Genomic DNA, 25,497 nt, shown 5'->3' on the forward strand with positions numbered 1-25,497 from the left:
ATTTAACTGCTAAGTTTAGATATTGATAAAAGCCCTTCTAAAACGCCTGTTATTATCAAAATCCATTGGTATGATCATCATTCCCGCACATGCGGAAACCACGAAGTATTCAGCGAAGTTAATCTTAATGAACCCGCATTACGAGATTCTGATCAGTAATTGACATTGCATAGCAAGCCCGATTTAGATTAAAACTGACTCTTCAAAAACTTTACCTTTATACTGATTGAATAAGAAAATATTAAGTTTGCAGATAACCAGAATAAAATTTTAAAAACATGAAGCAAGGATTATTAATTGATATGGATGGGGTGATTTATAGTGGAGAGGCACTCATCACCGGAGCCGATAAGTTCATTAAAAAATTGATCGACGAAGACATTCCTTTCGCCTTTATGACGAACAACAGCCAGAGAACGCCATTGGAAGTGGTACGTAAATTAAAGGGATTGGGAATAAAGGTTGAAGAAAGCCACGTATACACCAGTGCGATGGCTACGGGAAAATTCCTTTCAGATCAAAGTCCGAATGGTACTGCCTATGTATTGGGAGAAGGAGGCTTGTTAAGCAGTTTACACGATCATGGTATTACTTTAGTCAATACCGATCCAGAATTTGTGGTATTGGGCGAAGGCAGAAACTTTACACTCGAAATGGTTCAACGTGCGGTTGATATGATTCTGGCGGGCGCTAAATTTATTACCACCAACAGAGATCCATCACCCAAAAAACCTGGATGGAATAACCTGGGGATTGCGGCCACTACAGCCATGATTGAAGAAGCAACTGGCAGAAAAGCCTTTGTTACGGGCAAACCAAGTCCGGTGATGATGCGTTCAGCACGTAAATTCTTAGGATTGGAAACCAGTGAAACCACGGTTATTGGCGATACGATGGAAACTGATATACAAGGAGGTGTACAGATGGGTTATAAAACCATTTTGGTGCTCTCGGGCATATCAAGCAAGGATACTTTAGGGCATTATGCCTTTAAACCTGATATGATCGCAAGCTCTGTTGATGAAATAAAGTTTCCGCTAACCTGGTGGGAGAATAAATAGTTTGGAGTTTTTAGTCTAAAGTCGTTAGTCTGCAGTCTTAAGCTAGGGTAGCTATATCATGAACAGATTGGGTAGATTTATTGATTTTGGTTCACTCTTAATGAAACTTTGCTGTAATAAACAATTATTGAGATAGCTCCTCAAGTTATATTAATTTATTGCCATTAGAACAACAAGCAACGTATCAGATAGAAATATCTGATACCACAGAAATTTTCAAACCTGATGTTTATTTATTAATGGTGAAAAATGGGCTGGAATCAGGATTTAAAGGCTTAAAATAACTTAAGCGATAATCAGTTGTAGATATAGTAGGTGCATGCTCATAATGAATAAACCCACCAGCCTGATTAAACCAGGTAAATGTAGTGGAATCATTTGTAACCCGCTCATGTACTGGCATATCAGGATTTTTTTTATCAGTAAATTTATCCGCCCTGGTTAAAAGGCCTATTGCTGGTATCACCAACAGTAGCGCCACGCAAGAAATCAGTCTCATATCATTGTGCTTAAATCGTCTTATTATTTGGTTCGCCTCTCTAAACAAATATGAAACGATGTTATTAGCAAGATGATTAGCTATCATTATGAAATTGTTAAAGTTGCGGTGCAGTTTTAAATCAATATTAAGTGTAGCGACTTGAAGATCAAACTATTTAGGTAGATATTACTCCAGATTGCTTTGGTTGAGATAATGCAATTGGTAAGGAAACATAAACCATGGAGAAAATTATGTGAGCGCTGTGGTTTAATAAAACCCTTCCTAGCGCAAGTCTTAGCGCCAATGGGCCAAAGTAAAGGCCTGACTTGTGCTCTCCGTTGAAGTTTGAAAAAATAAAATTCACAAAACCAAAATGCCCCCTCTTACAAGTGGTTCGTGAAAACACGAACCACGGCGCCAGAATTTATCAATACCGCCCGCCAACTCCTTTTGCTCAGTGACTTTTTCTGTGAACTTGGTGGTAATAACACGTTTTTACGCGATGATTGGCCAACAAAACAATCGTTTAAAATCGTAAGTGGTTCGTGGCGACACGAACCAAGGCGAAAGATATCCACTCCCCATGCTTTGGTTGAGATAATGCAATTGTATGGGCAAACGAACCACGGATAAAATTATTGATTGCCCCTTCTTAGCGCCAATGGGCCAAAGTAAAGGCCTGACTTGTGCTCTCCGTTGAAGTTCGAAAAAATAAAATTCACAAAACCAAAATGACCCTCTCACAAGTGGTTCGTGAAAACACGAACCACGGCAAGGGACTTTATTATTTTACCTCCTCAAACTTCAGCACTACACTCGTTCTATCAGTAGTTAAAACCGGGTTAAACCCAATATTCATCAAAAAATCTCCTGTATAGGTTTTAACTCCATCAATCGGAGATTTTGTCTCAGGGAACAAGTTGATTTCCTTGATCTGATATTTCTTAGCTGCATCTAATCCATTTAATTTAACCGGATATTTGCTACCTTCGCCATAACGGTTATTGACCAGATAATTAAAAATTACGCCTTCCGTTTTCTGCTCGTTTACGTATAACATTGAAGCTACACTACCATTACGCGGATCGGCTAAACGATATTGTTCACCCTGCCAGATAATCCCTTTCAGTTCATTATAGTTTTTAATTGCATCCTGACAGAACTGAAGTTCTTTCCCGGGCAGTTTGCTGACCACAATATCAAAACCCAGTTTCCCCATCATGGCTACATCAGTACGGAATTTTATCGGTTGTTTGCCCCAATCTGTTACGTGGTTGGATGTGCTGATGGCTGGGTAAAAATAAGAGTATTCCCATTGCATAAATATCCTTTCCAGTGGGTCGGTATTGTCACTGGGCCAAAACTCTGTAAAATACTGGAGCGCGGCATAATCTACCCTGCCACCACCGCCAGAACATAACATCATCGGTACAGTTGGATATTTGGCACGGATGCGCTGTAATACATTATATAATCCCTTAACATAATCGATGTAAAAATGTGATTGATTTTTCTGGTGTGCTGAGTAAGCATTATAAATTACCGCGTTGCAATCCCATTTAATGTAGGCCAGTTTTGGATTTTTGGTAAATAACCCATCAACCACCCCGAACACAAAATCCTGTACCTTTGGGTTCGAAAGATCAAGTTCCAGCTGGTTCCTGAAATAATATTCAGGACGGTTTGGCTGTTTCACCACCCAATCAGGATGTTTTTCATACAGTTCACTTTTGGGACTCACCATTTCTGGCTCAATCCAGATCCCGAACCGGGTACCAACATTATCCGCTTCTTTTACCAATGAGGCAATACCGTTAGGGAGTTTCTTTTTGTTTTCCTGCCAGTCGCCAAGCGCAGCATTATCGCTGTTACGCGGATATTTATTGCCAAACCAACCATCATCCAGTAAAAAGAAATCGACACCCAGTTTTTTGGTATCTTTTAACAATTCGGCCAGTTTTTGTTCGTTAAAGTCAAAATAAGTGGCTTCCCAATTATTCAAAAGCGTTAAACGACTGCCTTTACCATCCAATATTTTATAGTTGCGTGCCCAGCTCTGCAATTTTCTGCTCGCATCGCCCTTACCTTTGTCAGAAAAAGTATATAAAAATGCTGGTGTTGAAAAAACTTCGCCAGGTTTTAAGCCGTAAGGTGAAGCATAATTATTCATTCCTGCAATAATGCGCAGGTTATTCTGATAATCGAGTTCCAGATCGATCTTAAAATTACCACTCCATTCCAAAGCACCGTATAAAACATTACCTGCATTCTCCTCCGCTGGTTTATCCATCGAAATCATGAAAACCGACGGCTGAAAAAGATTAGCCCTTGTGCCTAGTTTGCTATCCAGAGTTTTAATGCCATGGGTAATTTCACTCTGCTCGGGCTGCATTTCCTTTGCCCAATCGCCATGGTATTGGTTAAGCCAGAAATGTGGCGATTTTAAGTGCAGGTTTGCCGAAGCATATTTATTTAATATCACCGTTCCTTTTTCGTTATGCTTAATTTCGGTCCATTGCTCTATTACATCCTGTTTATAAAATGATTTATAAAATAGTGTTACTTCGAAATTGTAAACCGGATCTTTTAACCTGATTTTTAACAGGCTTACATTATCATCCACTTTGACGACCTTATGATCAACATATTTCAGATCTAGCGAATTATTGCCATCGGCATGGGTAACGCTAATGGCCGGTTCAACCAGGTTCCTTGAACCTGATGGCGTATATGCGGAATTTAATTGTCCGGTATAATCTTCTGTTTGTTTGTATTGGCTACTAACTTGCGTATATTCCTGTTTATCAGTAAGCTTTTTTCCAAAAAATATGGTGTTTACATCTTTTTTAGCATTGGCTTCTAACACTAGTGCATTGTGTGCGGTTTCGATGGGTATTATTGTTTGGGCATTAAGCTTGGTAAGGGCAAAAATGGAAAAGGCAATAGCCAACGCGCCATGCCTAATGTAACCTGTAAATTGATTTGGTTTGTTCATTTGTGTCTTCAATAGTAATTGCTAATTTTTATAGATAAAGGGTTGATTATTGGTTATGGTTTGAGCGTAATTTTAAAGATCGCAGCATCCTTACCTGCTAAACTGAGCATTTGGTTATTTTTAAGATCTGCTGTTTTTTGGTTAATCAGGTTTTCGGCTTTATAAATATCGTTTGTTTTCAAACCCATTCTCGAAAAGTCGATATTAAAAGCTTTTATCTGATCGCTATAATTAAAAATAGCCAGGTATTTTATGTTGCCAGTTTGTTTTATGAATAATGGTGATGCCGATTTGCCCCTGTTGCCTTCAACCGGAACAAATGCTTTTCCATCTTCCAAAACCTTTAACACTTCGGTATTGTTCAATAACCGTTTTGCGGTACCGGTCCATTTGCCCTGAAGGGAAAAATCATCGCCAATGATGCAGGTCCCCGTAACGATGGCAGATAAAAACCTTGCGGTATTTTCACCGTCTGACTGATCAGAAAAAACCACATGGTCTGCATCGATATAATCATATAGGTAAGTTTGCCACCAGCCATTACTTACACTATTTAAAGTATACTCGGTATCTTTTATGGATTTAAAAGCATCGCATGCAATACGGCGCACATGTACATACCGACCAGAAGCCAGATTCGGAGAGATGGCCGCATAAACCATCATTTTATCATCGAGCTGCTTTAATAAAAATTCCATTCCGGCTTTATAGGCCTGCATCCCAGTGGTGATTTTGGGATCGTAAAAATGATCAGACTCGATGGCCGCATGACCTAAAAAATCGATCTTAATCATTTCGAAACCACATTCTTTAAATTTCTTAATCACGGCTGCAATACGCTGCCGCGTACCCGGATGTGTGGGATCTAACGCTCTTGCGCCATCTATATCATGGTAACCATTAGCAACTTTTGTCCACATTTCGCCAAAGCTGTAGCCGGTTCCTTCGGCTTTGCGGTTGCCACCGCCTGCAAAACCCCAATCAACAAAAGGTGCCCAGTAGATGCCCGGTTTTAAGCCTTTAGATTTGACGTAATCGGCAAAGGCTTTCAATTTGGAGTAATCGCCCATTAAACCACCTTTTAACAGTTTATCCCAATACGAATCGAGGTCGATGTAAGCTGTGCCACCACTCCTGAAACTTTTTAAACTATCTGCAAAAAAACCGACTACCTGATTGGCTTTTTCGGGTGTAATTTTCTCCTGCATTGCCCCCCAGCTATTCCAGCCTACCGGTGTAGCGTTCTTCCACTTCAAGAGAATGGGAGGTTCCGAAATCCTGTTCAATTTGGCATAAGTTTCCATGCCCAAACGCCAATCATCAAAAGCACCAAAAAATACTTTTGCCGAACCCACCGAATTACCCTTTAAATAACCATGTGGAATTTTATCGCGGGTAATACTTTCTTCGGTAAAACCGCAGATGGCCTGCACGCTGATTTTTTTAGTATTATCCATTGCGGTAATAACACCTGTTTTCCAGTTGCCATGCTCAATAGAACCGATTACAAAACCTTTCCGCGACCGATTATGATATAATGATGTAACCTCTGCACTCGAATTGGCGATATTAGCGGTTAAAGGGATACTATTATAAGAAATGAAAGTATCATTATCAAAAGGTACAAATAGACTGGTAGGCACATCGGCGTATTCCTGATCGATCAGGTTGCCGTTTAAAGGAATAATTCGGTTAATGGATAAATCAGCTCCACTTAATACCAAGCTGATCATAAAATAATTTTTACCATTATAAGTATAAAACACTTGTTGCATGGTTGGTAAACCAGCCTGTTTTAGCAGAAAAACGTGTTTAAAGCCCCTGCCAAATCCGTCATGAATAGTTTTTTTACTATAGGTAATTACTTTATAATCCTTTGAGCTGAACAGCTTTTTCTGGTATTCGGCTTGCGAAAAACCTTTTAACAATAGCTGTTTCGCACTTTCTGACACATTGAAGGTGCCAGTTTTAAGATTATAATCAATTTTACCACTTTTACCATAAGGTATAATAATTGTTGAAGCCCGTGTGGTAAAAAGGAATAACATACTGAAAATGGGGAGCACCAGATACCTGAATAAAAATCTACAAATCATGTCTTTCTAAAGTTTAACCGAAGTGATGGTGCTCAATTTTCCATTTATTTTAACTTTTACCTTTTGTGGCATTGTTGAAGCTATTTTGTAATGAGTAATTTTAATTTAGGATGCTCAATTCTTTTATATTGAATAGCTTTTTCTTATTCATGTAGGATATCTGGTTAATCGATTTATTGGCAGTTAATTCTCCGAAATATATAAATTTAATAGGGATAATTGGCAAAAATCTAAGAATGATGGCCTTTCACTCACGAGTTTATCGGTTGGTGCCACACAAATACAGCTATTAATCGAACACCAGAATTAGGCGATCTTTCGGAATAGTAATAGCTGACAGCACAAACACATAATTTGCCACAGAAACACGGATTAGCACGGAAAATCCATGGAGTGATTTTTTACTCGTTTTGTCATCCTCAGCGGAGTCGACGAATCTCCCCGACTAAAATTATTAATCCAACACTAGAATCACCGATCTGCCAGATGGTAACATCCGGCAGCACATCATTTGTAACAAAGGTTATTTAGCATTGTCTAAAACTTTTAACGACCTCAAAATGTTAATTTTAAAAACAGAAAAGAACATGGGAATTTTAAGAACAGCCATTATTGGCGCAGCAGTATATGCAGGTGTAAAATATATCACGAAGAAAGATCCAATTACAGGACAATCAATCGTTGATGAATTATTGGATCGTGCACCAGAATGGGCCGATAAAGCAAAAGGTTATACAGAAGACCTGAAAAGCAGGGTGAGCAACGCAGCTGAAGATTTGGCGAGATGAATACCTGGAGGAAATAAAGAACCTGAAGAGGCCAAATATTTATTTCTTTAAACAACAAAAAGCGTCCCGATTTAAAATCGGGACGTTTTTGCTTTAGTGTCAGATGGTAACATCCGACACCACAGATAAGATAGGCCCTGAAATAAATCTAATAACTATCGGATCAGGGTGACTGTTCGACATTAAAAAGCATCAAACCAGAGTTTGGTGGTTAATAAATCTGCGCCCTGACCGCTTACTGCATTTTTATAATTCTGCCCGTTTAATGATTGCTCGGTTCCGGGATAAATAAATCGTACAGGAATTTTACCGTTCAATACCGTATTTACCGAAGCCGTTAACTGCGGATAATCTAACCTTCTCTGCTCTGCCCAGGCTTCTAAGCCCTGCCCAAATAAGGCGATCCATTTTTGCTCACCAATTGATTTTTTATAATTGGCGGCATTATAAATTACTCCAGATTGTTTGATATAATCTTCAACAACAGTCCCACTAATATTATATTGTAAAAAAGATGCCCTGATGGCCTGCTTATACAAATCTTCAGCATCTTCGGCAGTAAAACCTCTCGCTGCTGCCTCTGCCCTATCAAAAAGTAACTCTGCATAGCTAAAAATTACAGCCGGTGCCTTGGCATCTAAAAAGTAAGCGCCTGGTTTAGAAGAATTTGCCAAACCTATCGCGCTGGCTTCAGAGTTTGTTGAACCATTGGGTATACCTACATAACCTTGTGGCTGGTTTTCGGTTTTACTGGCATACACAGGCAACCGCGGATCACTTAAAGATGTAAGTTTATCAACAATGGTTTTACTGATCCGATAATCATTTCTGGTTTCAAATGATGCCGCTACCGGGTTTTGCTGAGGGGATACATCATATTTTAGAACAGCATTTTCTGAATTACTGCTGATATAAGCACCACCTTCTGCCTGTATTTCATCAATTATCTGTTTAGCCTTGGCCGGATCTTTATCTGCAATGCGTAGGGCAATCCGAAGACGTAGCGCATTGGCGAACTTTTTCCATGAGGCAATATTATTGCTATAAATTACGTCGCCAGCAATAGCTTTTCCTGCAGGATCTAAAGCGGCCTGTGCTACTCTCAAATCGCTTAAAATACCGTAGTAAACATCCTTTTGCTTATCGTAAACCGGGGTAACAAACTGTTTTATCTTCCCTGCCTGCGAATACGGAATATCGCCATAAGCATCTGTAAGCAGTAAAAATGTCCATGATCTTAGTACGAGTGCAACACCTTTATAGTTTGCATTGCCCTGTGCATCGCCCAGTTCGATGATTTTATTAAAACCAGCAATACTCTGTGCATAGCCTGTTGACCATAATGCCGTAAAACTGCTGTTCGAATAAATAAACCGGTCTTCTTCTGTGTATTGCACTTTTGCCCATTGCTGCACAAATAGCAAGCTTGAGTTCATGTTATTGGTTACGCCCCAATAAGTATCTGCTGTAGCCTTGGTTGTTCCGGTAAGTAAATAATCGGCCTGTGCAATTTCTGGTGCGTTGGGGTTGATATTCACCTCATCCAACTCTTTTTTGCATGATGAAAATGCAATTGCTAAAATAGCCAGTATATATAGTTTTTTATTTTTCATGATGGAAATATTTAAAATTTAACATTCAGGTTGATACCATAACTGCGGGTGCTGGGATTAGATAAACTTTCTAAACCTTGACCATTACCGGTATTAAAAGCCACTTCTGGATCGATATCAACCGTGTTGCGGTGAATAATCCACAGGTTACGGCCAACAAGTGATACCGAAACACCTTGTAAACTTAACGGACGAAGCCATTTGGCAGGTAAATTATAGCTTAATTTCACCTCACGGAGTTTCACATAAGAAGCATCGAAGATATTTGCTTCATCAATATTTCTAAAGGTTTTGTAATACTGCTGAGCAGGCAATATCTTCTCGTTACGTTTTCCATCAGCCGTTACGCCATCAAAAATAATCCCATCATCATACACGGTAACGCCCGTAGGAGCAGTTCCATTTACACGAACTGTTCCATTGGCTTTATCATTACCCGGATAATAATAAGAAATACCCCCATATTCAGCTGCCCTTCCCGGAAGTGTGGAAGCTAAAACGCCGGTATAAGTTCCTGTGGCGTAAGTTCCATTGTAAATAGAACCACCAAAACTGGCATCAACCAATACACCTAAACTGATGCCTTTATAGCTAAAAGTATTGTAAACTCCGCCAATCCAATCTGGTGTATATTTTCCCAACACCTGTTTGGTAGGATTTGTAGCCGGGGCGTCTGTAGCGTTAACAATGATGTTGCCGTTACCGTCCCTTAAAAAAGCTGTCCCAAACAATGATCCGTAAGGCTGACCTACCGTTGCAATCACCTGTGCCGAGTTGGTGGCCACCACGTAATTGGTCAGCAATTTTTCAGCATCCAGTTCAATTACACGACTCCTGTTTGCTGCAAAATTGAAGTCTACGTCCCAGGTGAAGGCTTTTTTAACCGGAGTGATGCCCAATTGTGCTTCAATCCCTTTGTTGTTTATTTTTCCGGCATTCAGTAATTTCGAACTAAAACCTGTACTCTGACTCACATCGGCTGCTAAAATCTGGTTGTAACTGTTGGTATTATAAGCGCTTAAATCGAACCGTAATCTTTTATTAAAGAAAACCGCTTCAAGCCCAAGTTCTGTAGAAGTAGTTGTTTCCGGCTTTAAATTCGGATTCAGATCGATAGAACCTGTTGTAAGCTGAGGGTTACCATAAAACGGCGCGCTAAACACATAAGTATTGATTAAGCGGTAAGGATCTGCATCTTTACCCACTTTAGACCAACCACCACGTATTTTTAAATAGTTAAGGGCTTCGCTTTTAATATCAAAAGCTTCTGTGGCTACAAAACTTCCGTTAAATGACGGATAAAAGTAAGACCTGTTCTGCGCTGGCAAAGTAGACGACCAATCGTTACGTGCCGTAATGTTGGCAAAAAGGTAATTTCTGAAACCGATCTGACCAGATGCATAAAGACTATATGATTTTAAACGCGATAAATTATTGGATGAAACCAGGGGATCGCGAGAGTTTTTAAGGTTGTAAAGTCCTGCTATGGCCAGTTTAGGTGCGCTTTGGTCGTTTTGTTCGATATATTGCCTGCGGATATTACCGCCACCCAATAACTCTAAAGTAAAATCTTCATTTAACTGTTTGTTAAAGTTTAAGGTTGCATCGGTATTATTTTCATTTACGGTGAAGGCACTTTCGGTGTATGAACCAAAAGGCGTTCCGTTGGTACCGTAAGCGATTCTGACTTTACGCCTATCGTTGTAATAATCCGTTCCTGATCTGAAATTGAAATCAAGTCCGTCAATAATTTTATAATTAAGCGCTAAACTTCCAATAATCCGGCTACGGTTTTGCGACACGGTATTTTCGTAAGCTACCCAATATGGATTGCTATAATAGCTATTGTTCCAGTTAAACGTTTTTCCATTTTCATCCAAATAGTTTTTCAGTTGGTTAATATCCACCTGACGGCCAAACCAGGTAAATTGTAACATCGTACTGGTTGATCTTGAACCACCTGTACCAGGCAAATTATCAGAACTGAGTTTGCTATAATTCGCATTAGCCGTTAAAGTCAGTTTTGGTGTTATTTTTAGAGAAGTATTTAATACAAAGGAGTTTTTTCCCTGTCCGGAGTTAGGCACAATGCCTACTTGTTTTAAGTTATTGTAAGAGATGCGGTAATCGTATTTTTCGCCTGCATCGGCTACAGAAATACCATTATTTAATGAATATCCTGTTTGAAAGAAATCGCGTACATTATCCGGATGGGCTACAAATGGAACTGCAATTCCTTTAGAAAAAAACTGAGGAATTAATCTGCCGTCCAGTTTTGGTCCCCAGCTTTCATCTACCCCATCATTAAGGCCTTTACCTGCACCGTCTACATAACTGAATTTACCTTCTGATCCCTGACCAAACGCATTTTGATAAACTGGCAGGGTAAGCAAAGTTTCCAAGACTGCATTGGAGTTAACCTCAATGCCCAATCCTTTTTTCGATTTACCTGTTTTAGTTTTAATGAGGATGACTCCTGCTGCAGCCCTCGAGCCGTATAAAGCCGCTGCGTTTGGTCCTTTTAATACACTAATTGATTCTATATCCTCTGGATTGATATCTGAAATAGCATTTGCATAATCTCTCGCCCCTGCAGAATTTAACTGCGAGTTATCTACCGGAATCCCATCAACTACAAATAAAGGCTGGTTATTTCCGGCGATAGACGTTTCTCCTCTAATCACCACACGGGATGAACCCATGCTACCCTGACTATTGGTTACCCTAACTCCAGCTATTTTTCCAGCCAGCGCATTTACGAGGTTAGATTCTTTCGCTTCAGCCAAATCCTGCCCCTTTATTTCCTGAACCGCATAACCAAGCGATTTTTTCTGCCTCGAAATTCCCAGGGCCGTTACCACTACCTCATCCAGCGCATTATCGCTCGATTGAAGAATGACCGAAATCGGGCCAGCGTTTTTATTTATCGGTATTTCCTGACTTTTGAAGCCAATGTATGAAAACACTAATGTGCTTTTTTCGGGGGTATTTATTGAAAAAGCACCCTTAGCGTCAGAAATGGTGGTTTGTTTGGTTTCTTTTATAAATATAGAAACACCTGGTAATGTTTCTCCATCTGCTGATTTTACCGTTCCGGTAATGGTTACATTTTGAGCAAATCCCTCCTGCACAATAAAGAGCAGTATGATGAGTGCTATTGATTTAAAAAGTTTGATCATGTGTATGTTTTAATAATGAGTTAAAAGATAAAATTTGGGCAAAACGATTCCTAACGGTTAAAAACCGTGTTTTATTAAAAAACAAAATGGAATGGTTAGATCAAAAACGCCTGTTAAAATAAAACAATCCTAACAGGACTGGCGCATTCGGAAGGATGTGCAAAGGTTTAGATAAAGTGATTTTAGCTCGTCTGTTTTCTTCATTTGAATGATTTTTTTTAATGCATAATTTAATTTCAAGAAAGCAGCCAGGGCAAAAAAAAACACCCCTTAAAATCAGAAGTGCTCCATATATTTTAGATAAGGATAACAAACAACTGACTTAACTACCCCAGATTCATCTGGGATGGAATTAGCACCATTTCTAAAAATTAGTTGGTTGCTAAGGCTTCACAGGGCCATTCCCTCCGCCTTTCTTGATAAGTATTTTAAAATAACTGGGGCAAAGGTATAACTAATTCCATTTATCCTATAGTTTTTATAGATTTTTATTGAAATATTTTTTCTTTGGTCATTCTGTCCGTATATTTGTCGACTAAATTAGTAGATTAAAACACACCCCAATGAAATTAAATTCCCTTTTAACTGCCTTATTGGCCATATCAACATCTTTAAGTTATGCACAAAACAGCACCATAGCTAATCAATTGGTAGCACATAAGCCTCTAAAAGCAAAGGCTTTTGTTGCGTTGGGCAACTGGCGTGGTGTGGCTAAAGTAAGAGAGGGACTCGAAATTCCTTTCAATTTCGAAATCAATGAAAAAAGCGGTCAACAGAAATTGTATTTCCGTAATGCCGAAGAAAGTTTCGAAGGCGGTATAGTCAAACAAACGGCTGATTCACTTTTTGTTAAACTGGATCAGTTTGATAATGAATTTGCATTTGCTATAAACGGCGATCAATTAACAGGAACTTTAAGAAAGCAGGACAAAACCGGCAAACCTTTTATAATTGTTGCCGCGCATGAAAACTATCGTTTTAAAACAAACAAACCTGCCTCCGCAGACTATTCTGGAAGTTATGATGTGATTTTTACATCGCCGAACGGCAAACAAGAAAAAACAGTAGGTTTATTTAAACAAACCGGAAACAAACTTACAGGAACTTTTCTGCGTGTAACCGGCGATTCTCGCTATCTGGAAGGTGTTGTAGAGGGGAATGAATTTCAGCTTTCGAGTTTTATCGGCTCCTCTCCTGCTTATTATAAAGGAACTTTCCAATCAGATGGCACTTTAAAAGGTGAAGTTTTAAGCGCGAGAGGAAGTCAGCCTTTTACCGGAAACAAAAATAAAGATGCGGCCCTGCCTGATCCTTATCAACTCACCTACTTGAAAAAAGGATATAAAACACTTGATTTCAGTTTCCCTGATATAAATGGCAAAAAGCTTTCCTTAAAAGATGAAAAGTATAAGAATAAGGTAGTGATTTTAACTATTACCGGAAGCTGGTGCCCTAATTGTGTTGACGAAGCTACTTTTATAGCGCCATGGTATAAAAAGAACAAAAACCGCGGTGTAGAAATTATTGCTTTACATTACGAACGTTCAACTGAGCCCGAATATGCGAAAAAAGTAATGACCCGTTTCCGTGATCGTTTTGGTATAACATACGATCAGGTGTTGGCAGGTACAGCAGACAAACAGGCGGTATCTGAATCATTGCCTGCACTTGATTCTTTTTTATCATTTCCTACCACGATAATAATCGATAAACAGGGAAATGTTGCCCAGATTCATACCGGTTTTAACGGCCCTGCCACTGGTAAATTTTACGATGAATTTGTAAAAGAATTTAATACAGAGATTGATTCGCTATTGAAGAAATAAGCATGGTAAACCATCCCTTAGCTGTCATTCTGAACGCAGTAAAGAATCTTTTTATACAAAACGTAAACATTGGTTGGTGAGCTACCGACCAATAGAAAAAATAGTGGTTTTCATTTTGTACTTAGCACTAACCTTATGTTTAGCCCCGGGCGAAGCGGCATCCCTGAAGCGCAGCGTAAAGATATAGCGGAGAACGGAACCTCCTTTAATCATTGCTGATGACACTGCGCTCCAAAAAAAGTAAAATTTTTCTTTTTTGGAAAGGTGGTGCAATGCGCTTCGGTTCCGGAAGCCCTTCTTTCCGCTATTATCTTTTTGCGAGTTTTGGCAGGCACATTTTGGTTTGTGCGCCAAAAAGGATAGCCGCTGCAATAAGGTTTATTTGATGAAGGTCTGTACAAGCAACAAAATAACGTTTTGCACTTTGCTCTTGGCAGTAACAGTGCATTTAGCCCCGGGCGAAGCAGCATCCCTGAAGCGCAGCGTAAGGATATAGCGGAGAACGGGAACCTCCTTTAATCATTGCTGATGACACTGCGCTCCAAAAAAGTAAAATTTTTCTTTTTTGGAAAGGTAGTGCAGTACGCTTCGGTTCCGGCAGCCCTTCTTTCCGCTATTATCTTTTTGTGAAGGCTCAGTGGGAACATTTTGTTTCTGCGGCAAAAAGGATAGCCGCTGCAATAAGGTTTATTTGAGGAAGGCCTGTTCAAGGAAAAAATAGCGTTTTGCACTTTGCTCTTGGCAGTAACAGTGCATTTAGCCCCGGGCGAAGCGGCATCCCTGAAGCGCAGCGTAAGGATATAGCGGAGAACGGTAACCTCCTTTAATCATTGCTGATGACACTGCGCTCCAAAAAAAAGTATCATTATTTCATTTCATTTAAACATTGGTTGGTGAGAGGCCAACCAATAGATATCCATCCCCTAACTGTCATTCTGAACGCAGTGAAGAATCTTTAACGTAAAACAATAAATATTGATCGGTGAGGCACCGACCAATAAAAAAATTTAAATAAAGATCCTTCGACAGGCTCAGGATGACAGCTTTCGGTTAACTCAATATTGGCTATTTCACATGCTTTGAAACAAAATCAATAATCGTTTTCTTTGGAACCACAACGGTAGTAGTCCGGCTGAATCTAGCGATATTAATCCCGTAAAAACGACCTTCCCAATCAAAAACAGGCGATCCGCAATCGTTAGCTTTAATGGCGGCATCATGTGTAAAAACAGCATTTAAACCATCCCTTCGCTCAGATTTTCCACCCTGAAATTTATCAGCCGGATGATTAGAGACCGATTGTCCCCTACTATCCAACTTCAAAGTTTTGTTCATCTTACCAGATGCATTTATCCATTCAAAAGTAACCTCGTCATCTGCCCAATATTTCAATATTTCGGGCGCAAATTCACTTGCTTTTTTGATGGCTTTCCCATTGATGCTGATCAACTCATCGCCAACTTTTATCCCTGCTTTTTCTGCCGGGCTGCCTTCTTTAATTAACGAAAATTGAACTGGATTAGAATTGTATACCACCATGGCTCCTAAAAAAGGTTGACTATTTATTTTTGGTAAATTAAATAGTGAGCTGCCTAAAACACTGCTTATCACTTTGCCAGCAGGGTTTATGCTATGCAGCAGTTTACCCACCTCTATTTTAACGGTGTCGGTTTCAGCAGAATTTAAATCAATCCCGCCGGTTATATACTTTTCAAGCGAAAATAAAACCAGGTCGTTCTCCTGATCGCTTCTAATGAACTTGATCGGTACTGTAACTCCATTAATATCACATTGTACCCTTTCGCCAACCATGGTATTTTTGCTTAGTAAAAACTGTCTTTTAACACCACTAGATGTTTTAACGTTTAATAAACAGGCACCAATTTTTTGCTGTTGTCCTTTTATTATACTTTTAATAGTGAAAGAACTATTTTTGACTATTGGAACGCCAAAATCAGGATGTAAGGCCTTTTGTCTGCTTTCTTTCTGCAAGAGCAACGACAAGGGATCGGCTTTCACACTATCTGTTTTTTCGGGGAAAGCCGTGTAAAGTCTTTCACTGTTCAAGGCTGTCCAATAGCGGCGATAAAGATCAACAGGAATTTCAAAATTCATCTCATCTGAAACATCAATAGCGCTGTGTAATCCAATCACACGGCCCCGATAGTCAAATAAAGGTCCACCAGAGTCACCAGGTTCCATTTTACAGGTTGAACGGATAAATCCGTATTCATTTTTCACTTCAGCAATACTGCCTAACCTTAAAGTTGGGAGGGTTTGGTTCAGGCTTTCGGGATAAGAAATACTGATGCAAGGTTCATCTTTTAGCAAACTGGCAGAATAGCCCATCTCTGCAAATGGATAGCTGCCCTTATCGGTAATTTTCATCATACCAACATCGGGAATACCCGGGGTTTCTTTATTTTCTATTTTCCCTAGCGCCACAGCAATACATTCGCGTCCGTCTGGAAAAAAAACCTTATAATTTTTTCCAGGTAAAATGGTATGTGCAGCCGTTAAAATATAACCATCAGCACTTACTACCACACCGCTAAACTGCGCACTTGTTCTCTGTTTCTGCTGTACATCGAAACCCCACATCCGTACACTGGCAGGGTAAGCTTTTATAACCGCCTGGCTAATGGTATATTGAAATTTTGCAATCTGCCTTTTCTGCGCAGTAGCATTTAGGCCAAACAGCAACACAAGGGTTGCTGTTATAGCCTTTATATAGTTATTCATTATTTTTATGATTTTTTGGGCGGAAGCATAACTGGCGTCGCCCTCCAGAGTTTCATCAAGCTTTTCTATAACATTTTACTTGAGCGAAATCGACACCAGACAAGCAATTAGCATCTTTTTATCATCCCAATCAATTTAGCCAATAATTAGTTAAAAATTTCAGCAAGCTTTTTGTTTAATGGTTCGCCGCGAAGGCCATTTCCAACAATTTTGCCCTGCGCATCTACCAGAAAACTGGCAGGCACGGCACGAACGCCGTATAAACGGCCCACTTCGTTGTTCCATCCTTTTAAATCAGATACGTGAATCCAATCTAAACCGTCTTTTTCTATCGCTTCTAACCAACGTTCTTTCACATGATCCAATGAGACTGAAATAATTTCGAAACCTTTATCTTTATAAGTTTGATATTGTTTTACGAGATTCGGGTTCTCTGCCCTGCACGGGCTGCACCAGCTTGCCCAAAACTCAACCAGTACAACTTTTCCTTTAAAACTGGCTAATGAAACCGGCTTGCCTACCACATTGTTCTGGGTAAAAAGGGGCGCTGCATTTCCAACAGCGGTAATGCCGCTTGCAGCAATACGTTGTGCCAGTTCTTTGCCCATATCGGTCTCCCGGTATTCTTTATTTAATGCACTAAAAATCGGCTGAACTTTAGCCACATCAACCTTGCTGCCCGCCGCCTCTGAGAGTGCTACCAAAGCGAAATAGGAATTTGGGTGTTCTTTAGCAAATTGAAACTGTTTGTCTGTTCTGTTCTGGATGTTTTTTCTGAAGCGCAGATCTACGGCTTTCATATAAGTGGTATCTTTCTGTTGCTCGGGTGTTCCTTTGTTAAAATCTATATTTACCGCTTTGGTAAGGGCCATAATGGTACCACCGATGGCTTTGTTATAGGCATCGTAATCCTGATATACCTTTGAGCCCGTGAAAACAGCATTATCCAAAGAATCTTTTGAACTAATGGTCACCTGCTCTTTACCAAAATAAAAGTAAATGACATCACCTGTATAAACAGCCTTGTTTTTACCTGCACCTGTATGATCGAGCGCCATACGGGCATAGGCATTACCGGAAATATGACCGGTAAATTTGAAACTTCCGTTAACCAATGCCACGGAATCTTCGTGACTTACACCATTATCCATGTAATCGATATAAGCTTTTGCCGGAGCACCCAGCGTGCCTATTTTACCCGATAAACTAAAGTTTGGCGTTTGTGCCCAGCTTAAAGCTGGGACTAAAAGGGCTAATAAAACTAATTTTATATTTTTCATTTGTATTTTTTTATGGTTAAGTTATATGGTTTTGTTATACTGATCTTATTGAAGAACCTCGTTAACACTTTCGTAATGTTTCAACAGGCTCAACATGACAAAATCAGCGAGAAATTTTCTTAATAATAAAGTCTCATCAGTTTATTTTCTAATTGCGATATCTACAATTGCACCTGGAATACCCTCAATCTTTTTAATAAATGCGCCATTTATTCCTGTTGCTATATTCAAAAAAGTAACGGTTTCTTCTGTTCCTACCATTAGGGTTTCCTCATCTTCGCTAAGTTTCAACATGGAAATTGTTTTTCCGGTAAAACTCGTCGCCAGTTCCCTCAGCTCTTCATTTACTGGGTTGTAACGGTAAAGCTTACTGCCATTGGCCATGTAGATTACCCCATTTTTAGCACCGCTCCATTTCGTATTTTCATTAATCAATTCCTGGCGTACAAATAAGCGTTTGTGTTGTGGGGTAAATGTGAATGGTCCGTTAAACTGAACGTTAAACTTGAGCTCATAAATTTTACCGTCGGTCCCTTTGCAATAAGCAAAACAATCTGCGTTGTTAAGTTGCTCCATGTGAACAAGATCCATCCCAACATTTAGCGGATCGAAAACATTGGCCGTAACCGAATATTGGGTACCAAAATAAACAGGGGCGCCATACAGGTTAATGCGTACAAATTGTTTCCTGTTCCGGTCAAATCCGATAAAATAGGTAGCCGATTGCGTAAAACTCATTACAAAAGACGGGGCCAGTTCATAATCACCATCAGCCGGTAAACCAAACATGCCGTAAGTAGCTGCCTGATCCCAGGTACTGGTTGTGCCACCATAAAATTTACCATTAACAACCCCCATCATTACCCCTTGTGGATGCGAAATCAGTGAACTCACTTCCAGATTATCTGGCGATGTAAAAAAATTATCTTTCAGCGTATTTGGATATTTAGGATCTTCCTGCATGGTATTCGGTTCCAACCTGATTCCACCATTTTTGGTAATGATCCAATAGCCCAACAAGGTGCCCCCGGTAAATGTATTACTTAACAGGAACAAGTTGGTAGGGTTTGCGGGTAAATCTTTCCCTTGCATGGCGCGGTACAAACGGGCCTGCACACTGCCATCTGGCTTTATAAACGAAAACTGAGTGATTCCATTTTCAATGCTTAATACTGTTGTGCCTTTTGCAAATTCGGTCGCCCCCTCAATGTAAAACTTATGGAAATACTTCATTCCATTCGCCTTATTAAATACAGTAAGGCGTGCAGAATATCTTTTGGCCTGCAAACCAAATATAATCCTTAAAGCTGGTCCGGTATACAGAACATCATTCCCTTCCATTACACTAATTTTCCATTGAAGTTCGATATTAGCAGCATCTGCTCCTTCTATTTTTGGTTTGATGATCAAACTATCTCCTACACTGGCAGTGTAAACAGAATCAAGGTTAGCCACTTTTGGCTCCAGAGGCATATCGATATCGTAATTACCCAGGTCTTTATGACATGCGGCTAAAGAAATCACGCCAATTATTAATATGATTAATTTTTTAATATTCATGTTCTTCGGATTAAATAACCTCATTGCCATTTTCATCTATAAAATAATATTTACCATTCTGCATGTTCTTTCTCAAAAGCGTTTTTTTGGCTGGGTTGCTCTTGTTATAGAAATAATAGCTATTGGTATTGCCTGCAGTTACTTCTTCGATGACATAACCTTTTGCTACATTTTTGGCTACCCAATTAAATGGATTATTTAACATCGTGGTTAATAAGCCTATATAGTACAGGTTTTTCGGTGCATCAAGTCCGTCGGTAGTGAGGGAGGTTTGCCCGGTTACCAGAATAAACAACTCATGTTTGGTTCTCGAATAAGGAGGAAGCGGCCAGCTATCCCACCAGTTTGGCTTTTCCAATTTGGAGGAGAATACAACTTTTGCCCTGATCAGGTAAGGATTTTCGATGCCCAGGTCTGAAGTGCCCGTTAATTTAATCAATATCGAAACCGATCTGTTTTCAAGTTCCTGATCCTTGTTATAAATCACCACCGGGATATAACCTATTCCCCTATTCGGAAGAATGGAATATTGCGGTTTCAAAGCTTCATAATGTAGACCGGGCGTAGCTGTAGAAGAATCAGCATCAACACGAGCACTGAATTTCCGGTCTGCATCGGTTCTGATTCCGGATAAACGTACCGGCAGCCATACCGTATCCTGAGCCAGTGTGGGATTATAAGCAAAGGTTTTTACAATACTATCTTTATCTCCATTATAAATGTCGAAATAAACATTTGCGCTGTGATCAAAACGCATCTCCTCTGCTTTCTTGCAAGAAACAAGGCAAACGATTGCGAATATTAATATGTATATTTTCATAATTTGCGATTAATTTAATTTCAAATTGATTTATCTCCCGCCATAAACAATCTCATCGTTAGGAAGGGGGAGCACGAAAATGTTATCGGATGCTGGGATGATTGCTCCGGTTTGCCCCACAATTCCCCTGTTTAACCTTTTATACATGTAGAACAGCTGGCCTTCTGCCAACCATTCCTTTCGTGCGTCTTTAAGCAGTTCTTTCAACAGGTCTTCTTCACTATTGATGGATAAAGGATCGCCTATTTGTCTCGCCTCGCGAACTTGTGTAAGGTAATTTACAGCTGTTGTGGGATTACTTGCATATGAACATTCTGCAGCGATATAATATAGCTCACTAAGTCTGATGGCAGGAGCCATTAAATAATGTAAGTTGGCACTTGCTTCAGCGCTTAAAGGGTTCCGGCGGTATTTAACAATATCGTAAGATCTTGATGATTGGCTAGAAGTAGCAGACAACCAATATTTATAACGCGAATCACTTGCACCGGCCGTAGCTTTTTCATAAATATAATCTGCAGCATCCTCGATTAAATAAAAGCCCCTTGTGCCACTTTGAAACCAATTGTCTTTGATCTCTTTTGCCGCGCCTGGTATATACCATCCAAAAACAAGCTCCTTATAAAGAATCCGATCTTTTTTTGAATCTTCAAAAGCTTCAAAATCGCTTTTTGCGGTCCATGGGAATTTTTTAGAGTCGATTACTTCTTTTGCATTCTGTAAAGCTTTAGCCTTATCATTTTTATACAGATACACGCGGGCAAGCGTACCACATACGGCATAATAATTTAAACGATGCCTTCTGTTTTGTAAAAACAGACTTGGGTTTCGCTCTTCTGTATTTTTGAGTGTATCGGTAACCAAGGGATAGTTTATGATATAACCGGTGCTGCGAATGGGATCAACCATTAACAATTGTTTCGATTGCTCCAGATCTTTAATAATGAGATCAATCGTTTCTGATACGCTGGAAACCGGCGTAATGTCTTTGGTGTATTTATTTGCATACGGAATTCCTTTTGCAGTGGCATTTCTCAGATAAGAAGGTGCAAAAAGACGCAATAAATCGAAATGCAAATATGCTCTTAAGGCAAGCGCCTCTCCCTTCACAATAGCGTAATTGCTTCCGCTAAAGATGTTCTTTTTTGCATCTACATTTTCCAGGATCAGGTTACAGTTTACAATTGCATTGTATAAACCAGCCCAAATTTTATCCTTCCGTTTAATAAATTCGCCATGTTTATAATTGTACAAAGAGGTTTCCCTATAATTCTGACCGTCATCACGCATCGAAAAATTTTGCGCCAATACTTCTGTTGTACCAAAAGTAAGCTCTTTACCATACAAATCTGATTCGCTACTGCGGTTATACACGCCGTTTATAGCTTCCATAAAACCATTTTCGGTACTAAATAAAATTGGTGCCGCAATTTCTGATTCCGGCTCCACTTCCAGCCATTTTTTGCAGGAACTAAATACTCCTGTTATTACGATGAGGCAGATTAACAATCTAATCTTCATATTTTTATATTTTAAATCTGTTATTAATATAGCTTAGAAAGCTGCTCTGATGGAGAATGTTAAACTTCTGGTAAACGGATAATTTATTCCCCTTTCTTCTTTTACTGATGACCAACGCACCACATCATTTGCCGTAACCTGAAACATAAGACTCGACATCGATAATTTTGACGCGATTTTTTTGTTCATATCATAAGAAAAGTTAACTGATTGCAGGTTGATCAGGTTATCAGGCTGTATAAATCGCGAGCTAACATCTGTCTCACCGTTATCTGCTATGTTTTTATAAAAAGACAGGTCGCCAGGTTGCTTCCATTTTTCCTCAAACACACGTTTATCAACGTTGTATCTTGGGTCGGCATTTTCAACACGTTCTACCAGGGTGAGATTATATTTATCGCCACCAAAATAGGTTTGGAACTGCACATACAGGCTAAACCTTTTGTAGTTCACGGTTCCACCAAAATAGCCACTTACTTTAGGGTTAGGATCGCCAATTACCACATAATCTCTCTTATCGTAATCGTACGTTAGTGTACCATCTTTTTTAAGGTATAACTCCCGTCCATTTTCCGGATCTATACCTAAAGAGCGTACACCATAAATGGCATTAAATGGTTGCCCTTCACTAAACCTAAGTAATGGAATACCCCTGTAACCTCCATCGCCGGGCTTTAAAGATTGTAGTTCATCTGCCCGATCGTTGTATTTCTTTAAAGCGTTTGAGATTCTTACCACTTTGTTTTTATTGGTAACCAAATTGGCATTCAGATTTACCGACCAGTCTTTGTTTCTTACGGCCTCAACGTTTATTCCTAACTCCGCACCCTTGTTTTCCATATCTCCTAGATTTTCTTTATAAGATAAAAACCCTGTTGATGGAGGTAAGGTGATATCGGCCAAAATATCTTTGGTAAACTTTTTATATATTCTTGGCGTAATCATTACACGATCTTTAAAAAGTCCAATGTCTACACCGATATCGGTCATCCTTGTTTTTTGCCAGCCTAAATTTTCATTGCCGTAACTGTTAACACCTGCACCTATGCCCGATGAATACCAGTTTCCGGTATTATACTTATAAATGGTTTTTGATAAGTAAGGATCAAACTCTACCGAGCCGGTAAGACCTGTGGAAGCTTTTATTCTCAGCTGGCTAATGACAGGGTTACCCTTTAAAAATTCCTCCTGGTGTACATTCCAACCTAGTCCGAACGACCAAAACGGGGCCAGTTTATTGTTTACACCAAATTTTGAAGAACCATCAACACGAACAGTTCCATCCATCAGATACCGGTTTTTGTACGAATAGTTTACCGAAAAAAACGAACCGAATAAACGGGCCTTTTCGAGCCTGCTTTGCGGTTTTCCATCTTCTGCATAACCTTTGGCAAAGCCAATGCTGGTAAAACGATCATTAGCAAAGCCAATGGCCGTAAACTCTTTCTGATCGCGCAATTCTGTACGGGCATTTACCCCTACCAAAGCGTTAAAATAATTACCACCGATCTGCTTTAACCAGGTTAACCTGATGTTACTGTCCCAGTAGGTTTCTTTCATTTCCCTGTTGGTATATTCACCTTTTTCATCTATTTTATCGGTGGTATACAGGTAATATTTATTTGCCAGTGGCGAGGTAAAAACATCATCAGAATTAGATCGTGTGGTTACACTCATCTGGGCCCTTAATCTGAGGTCTTTTGCCACTTCTAAATCGGCAGAAAGGTTATCGATAATTTCGGTGTACTTAGATTTATTGAAACTGCTTAAATTTGCATCAAATAATGGATTAAATACATATTCTTTTGATCGATCTTGCTTTTCATATACATCCGAAATCCGCATCGCCATGCCATTGGCATCTTTTAAGGGATAGTAAGGGTTCATCCTTACATAATTAGAAAAATCGCCGTATGGAGATTCGGTAGCGCCTACCTGCGTGATGGACAATTCATTTCTGAACTGAAGTTTCTTCACATTATACTGAAAACTCATTCCACCTGAATATTGATCCCTTTCAGAGCCTTTCATTGCTCCCGGCCTGGTTTGGTAACGAAGATTTACATTGTAGCGGAATGCCTGCGAACCACCATCAAGATTTACAGCATGTTTATGCCCTATGGTATTACGCAAGGGTTGCGATAGCCAATAACTGTTCACACCACCAACTACATTGGCTTTTTTATGGTAATAGATCTCATCGAGCTGATCCTGAGACACCTGCTGTTTCGAGGAATTGTATAAGCCTGCCAACACTTCATAATCTAGTTTTTCAGCTGCATTTAAAACCTGATAATCAGTAAGATCTGCAGCGGTAAGATTTAATTCGTAATTGTATTCTATCCTTAATTTCCCCTCTACAGGAGTTTTAGTGGTAATCACAATTACACCATTGGCCGCGCGCGAACCATAAATTGCCGTTGCAGCCGCATCTTTTAATGAGGTAACCGATGCAATGCGGTTTACGTCCAAATCAAATACTTTCTGCACGCTTACTTCATACCCGTCTAGCATAAAAACAGGCATGTTCACGCTACCTTGAATATCATCTCTTCTCAATACCTGCCCATCGCCACTTGGCAGCGCAGAAGCTCCCCTAACATTGATAGAAGGAATCCTGTTAGGATTGGAGCCTGCCAGGTTATTATCGATCAGTTTAAATGAAGGATCGAACGTTCCGATACTTTGCAGCAAATTCTGTGGATTTACCCTTCTCAGCTGATCTCCGGATATCGTAACCGCGTTACCGGTATAGTTATCTTTTTTAATCGTTTGATAACCCGTTACCACCACATCGTTCATTTGGGTCATCTTAGCCGTAAGCTTTACGTTTAACGTTTTAGTACCTGTAACCTTGGTTTCAAACAACTCGTAGCCCACATAACTGAAAACCAAAATGCTTCCATCATCAACATTGACCTTGAATTCGCCTTTTTCATTAGTAATGCCTACGCTTGCACCATTTTTAACGGAAACGTTAACCCCCGGAAGGGTTTCACCTGTAGCTTTATCAGCAACAACACCTTTTACTTCAATTTTTACCGCTAAATTTGCTGCAACAACAGGTAAATTCTCCTTGCGGCTGATCACGATGGTTTTGTTAACAATGTTATAGCTCAGGTTTTGATCTTTTAAAGAAGTAGTCAAAGCATCTACCAAGGATGCATTATTGAACTCGACCACTACGTCTGGTTTATCCTGTAACAATTGACCTTTGTAAAAGAAAAAATAGCCGGTCTGCTTTTTAATCTCCTTAAAAACCTGTTTAAGCGAGGTTTTTCTTCGAGAGAGCGTTACGGTTTGTGAGAAGGTGGCTGCCGAAACATGTAAGGCGCCAACCAGTAGTAAAATCGTAGTCAATTTCATGACCAATAAAAATTTAATCTTTACCCTCCGCCTATCGCACACGGGGTTGTAAAGGGTAGTTAATTTCATACCTTTGTTATGAATGAGGTTAAAAAATAGCAGCTGGGTTTCGAAGCAAGCTGCTTGTCCAAATTTCTACCGGAAGCGTTGTCGCGCTTTCGGTTTTTTT

The 25,497-nt window shown here is 39.6% G+C and carries 14 protein-coding genes and 1 riboswitch; of the genes, 3 read left to right on the top strand and 11 right to left on the bottom strand.

The window, feature by feature from the left end:
• The first annotated feature begins 278 nt into the window (after positions 1-278).
• On the top strand, positions 279-1,061 hold the full coding sequence (locus OQX63_RS01680; protein ID WP_265849159.1) for an HAD-IIA family hydrolase: 783 nt from the start codon (positions 279-281) through the stop codon (positions 1,059-1,061).
• Between the two features lie 229 nt (positions 1,062-1,290).
• On the opposite strand, the gene OQX63_RS01685 is transcribed toward OQX63_RS01680, so the two are convergent.
• The 3 genes from OQX63_RS01685 to OQX63_RS01695 form a co-directional block, all read right to left on the bottom strand.
• Positions 1,291-1,647 carry a hypothetical protein gene (locus OQX63_RS01685; RefSeq protein ID WP_265849160.1) on the bottom strand — a complete coding sequence of 119 codons (357 nt, stop codon included), beginning with the start codon at positions 1,645-1,647 and terminating at the stop codon, positions 1,291-1,293.
• Between the two features lie 679 nt (positions 1,648-2,326).
• Positions 2,327-4,537 carry an alpha-galactosidase gene (locus OQX63_RS01690; RefSeq protein WP_265849161.1) on the bottom strand — a complete coding sequence of 737 codons (2,211 nt, stop codon included), beginning with the start codon at positions 4,535-4,537 and terminating at the stop codon, positions 2,327-2,329.
• Between the two features lie 53 nt (positions 4,538-4,590).
• Positions 4,591-6,633: an alpha-galactosidase gene (locus OQX63_RS01695; RefSeq protein ID WP_265849162.1), complete on the bottom strand. Its 2,043-nt coding sequence runs from the start codon at positions 6,631-6,633 to the stop codon at positions 4,591-4,593.
• A 560-nt stretch (positions 6,634-7,193) separates the two neighbouring features.
• Here OQX63_RS01695 and OQX63_RS01700 point away from each other — a divergent pair.
• On the top strand, positions 7,194-7,421 hold the full coding sequence (locus OQX63_RS01700) for a YtxH domain-containing protein (RefSeq protein ID WP_265849163.1): 228 nt from the start codon (positions 7,194-7,196) through the stop codon (positions 7,419-7,421).
• Between the two features lie 182 nt (positions 7,422-7,603).
• Here the strand turns inward: OQX63_RS01700 and OQX63_RS01705 are convergent, their stop codons facing one another.
• Positions 7,604-9,034 carry a SusD/RagB family nutrient-binding outer membrane lipoprotein gene (locus OQX63_RS01705; RefSeq protein ID WP_265849164.1) on the bottom strand — a complete coding sequence of 477 codons (1,431 nt, stop codon included), beginning with the start codon at positions 9,032-9,034 and terminating at the stop codon, positions 7,604-7,606.
• 11 nt (positions 9,035-9,045) lie between these two features.
• Entirely contained in the window at positions 9,046-12,213 is a 3,168-nt protein-coding gene (locus tag OQX63_RS01710) for a SusC/RagA family TonB-linked outer membrane protein (RefSeq protein ID WP_265849165.1), read from the bottom strand.
• Positions 12,214-12,532: 319 nt separating this feature from the next.
• Positions 12,533-12,639, bottom strand: a riboswitch (SAM riboswitch).
• A gap of 137 nt (positions 12,640-12,776) precedes the next feature.
• Here OQX63_RS01710 and OQX63_RS01715 point away from each other — a divergent pair.
• Positions 12,777-14,039: a TlpA disulfide reductase family protein gene (locus tag OQX63_RS01715; RefSeq protein WP_265849166.1), complete on the top strand. Its 1,263-nt coding sequence runs from the start codon at positions 12,777-12,779 to the stop codon at positions 14,037-14,039.
• A gap of 1,065 nt (positions 14,040-15,104) precedes the next feature.
• Here the strand turns inward: OQX63_RS01715 and OQX63_RS01720 are convergent.
• The 6 genes from OQX63_RS01720 to OQX63_RS01745 all read right to left on the bottom strand — a co-directional run bounded on the left by OQX63_RS01720 (position 15,105) and on the right by OQX63_RS01745 (position 25,328).
• The gene (locus tag OQX63_RS01720) at positions 15,105-16,781 is read right to left on the bottom strand and encodes a S1C family serine protease (protein WP_265849167.1); all 1,677 of its coding nucleotides are present in this window, start codon (positions 16,779-16,781) and stop codon (positions 15,105-15,107) included.
• Positions 16,782-16,927: 146 nt separating this feature from the next.
• Positions 16,928-18,061: a TlpA disulfide reductase family protein gene (locus tag OQX63_RS01725; RefSeq protein WP_265849168.1), complete on the bottom strand. Its 1,134-nt coding sequence runs from the start codon at positions 18,059-18,061 to the stop codon at positions 16,928-16,930.
• A gap of 141 nt (positions 18,062-18,202) precedes the next feature.
• Positions 18,203-19,621, bottom strand: coding sequence for a PKD-like family lipoprotein (locus OQX63_RS01730; RefSeq protein ID WP_265849169.1), 1,419 nt, complete (start codon positions 19,619-19,621; stop codon positions 18,203-18,205).
• 10 nt (positions 19,622-19,631) lie between these two features.
• Positions 19,632-20,441, bottom strand: a complete 810-nt coding sequence (locus OQX63_RS01735; protein WP_265849170.1) for a DUF4843 domain-containing protein — start codon at positions 20,439-20,441, stop codon at positions 19,632-19,634.
• 30 nt (positions 20,442-20,471) lie between these two features.
• Entirely contained in the window at positions 20,472-21,962 is a 1,491-nt protein-coding gene (locus tag OQX63_RS01740; protein ID WP_265849171.1) for a RagB/SusD family nutrient uptake outer membrane protein, read from the bottom strand.
• 33 nt (positions 21,963-21,995) lie between these two features.
• The gene (locus OQX63_RS01745; RefSeq protein WP_265849172.1) at positions 21,996-25,328 is read right to left on the bottom strand and encodes a SusC/RagA family TonB-linked outer membrane protein; all 3,333 of its coding nucleotides are present in this window, start codon (positions 25,326-25,328) and stop codon (positions 21,996-21,998) included.
• Positions 25,329-25,497: the final 169 nt, after the last annotated feature.

The organism is Pedobacter sp. PF22-3, from assembly GCF_026239555.1.
Lineage (GTDB): Bacteria > Bacteroidota > Bacteroidia > Sphingobacteriales > Sphingobacteriaceae > Pedobacter.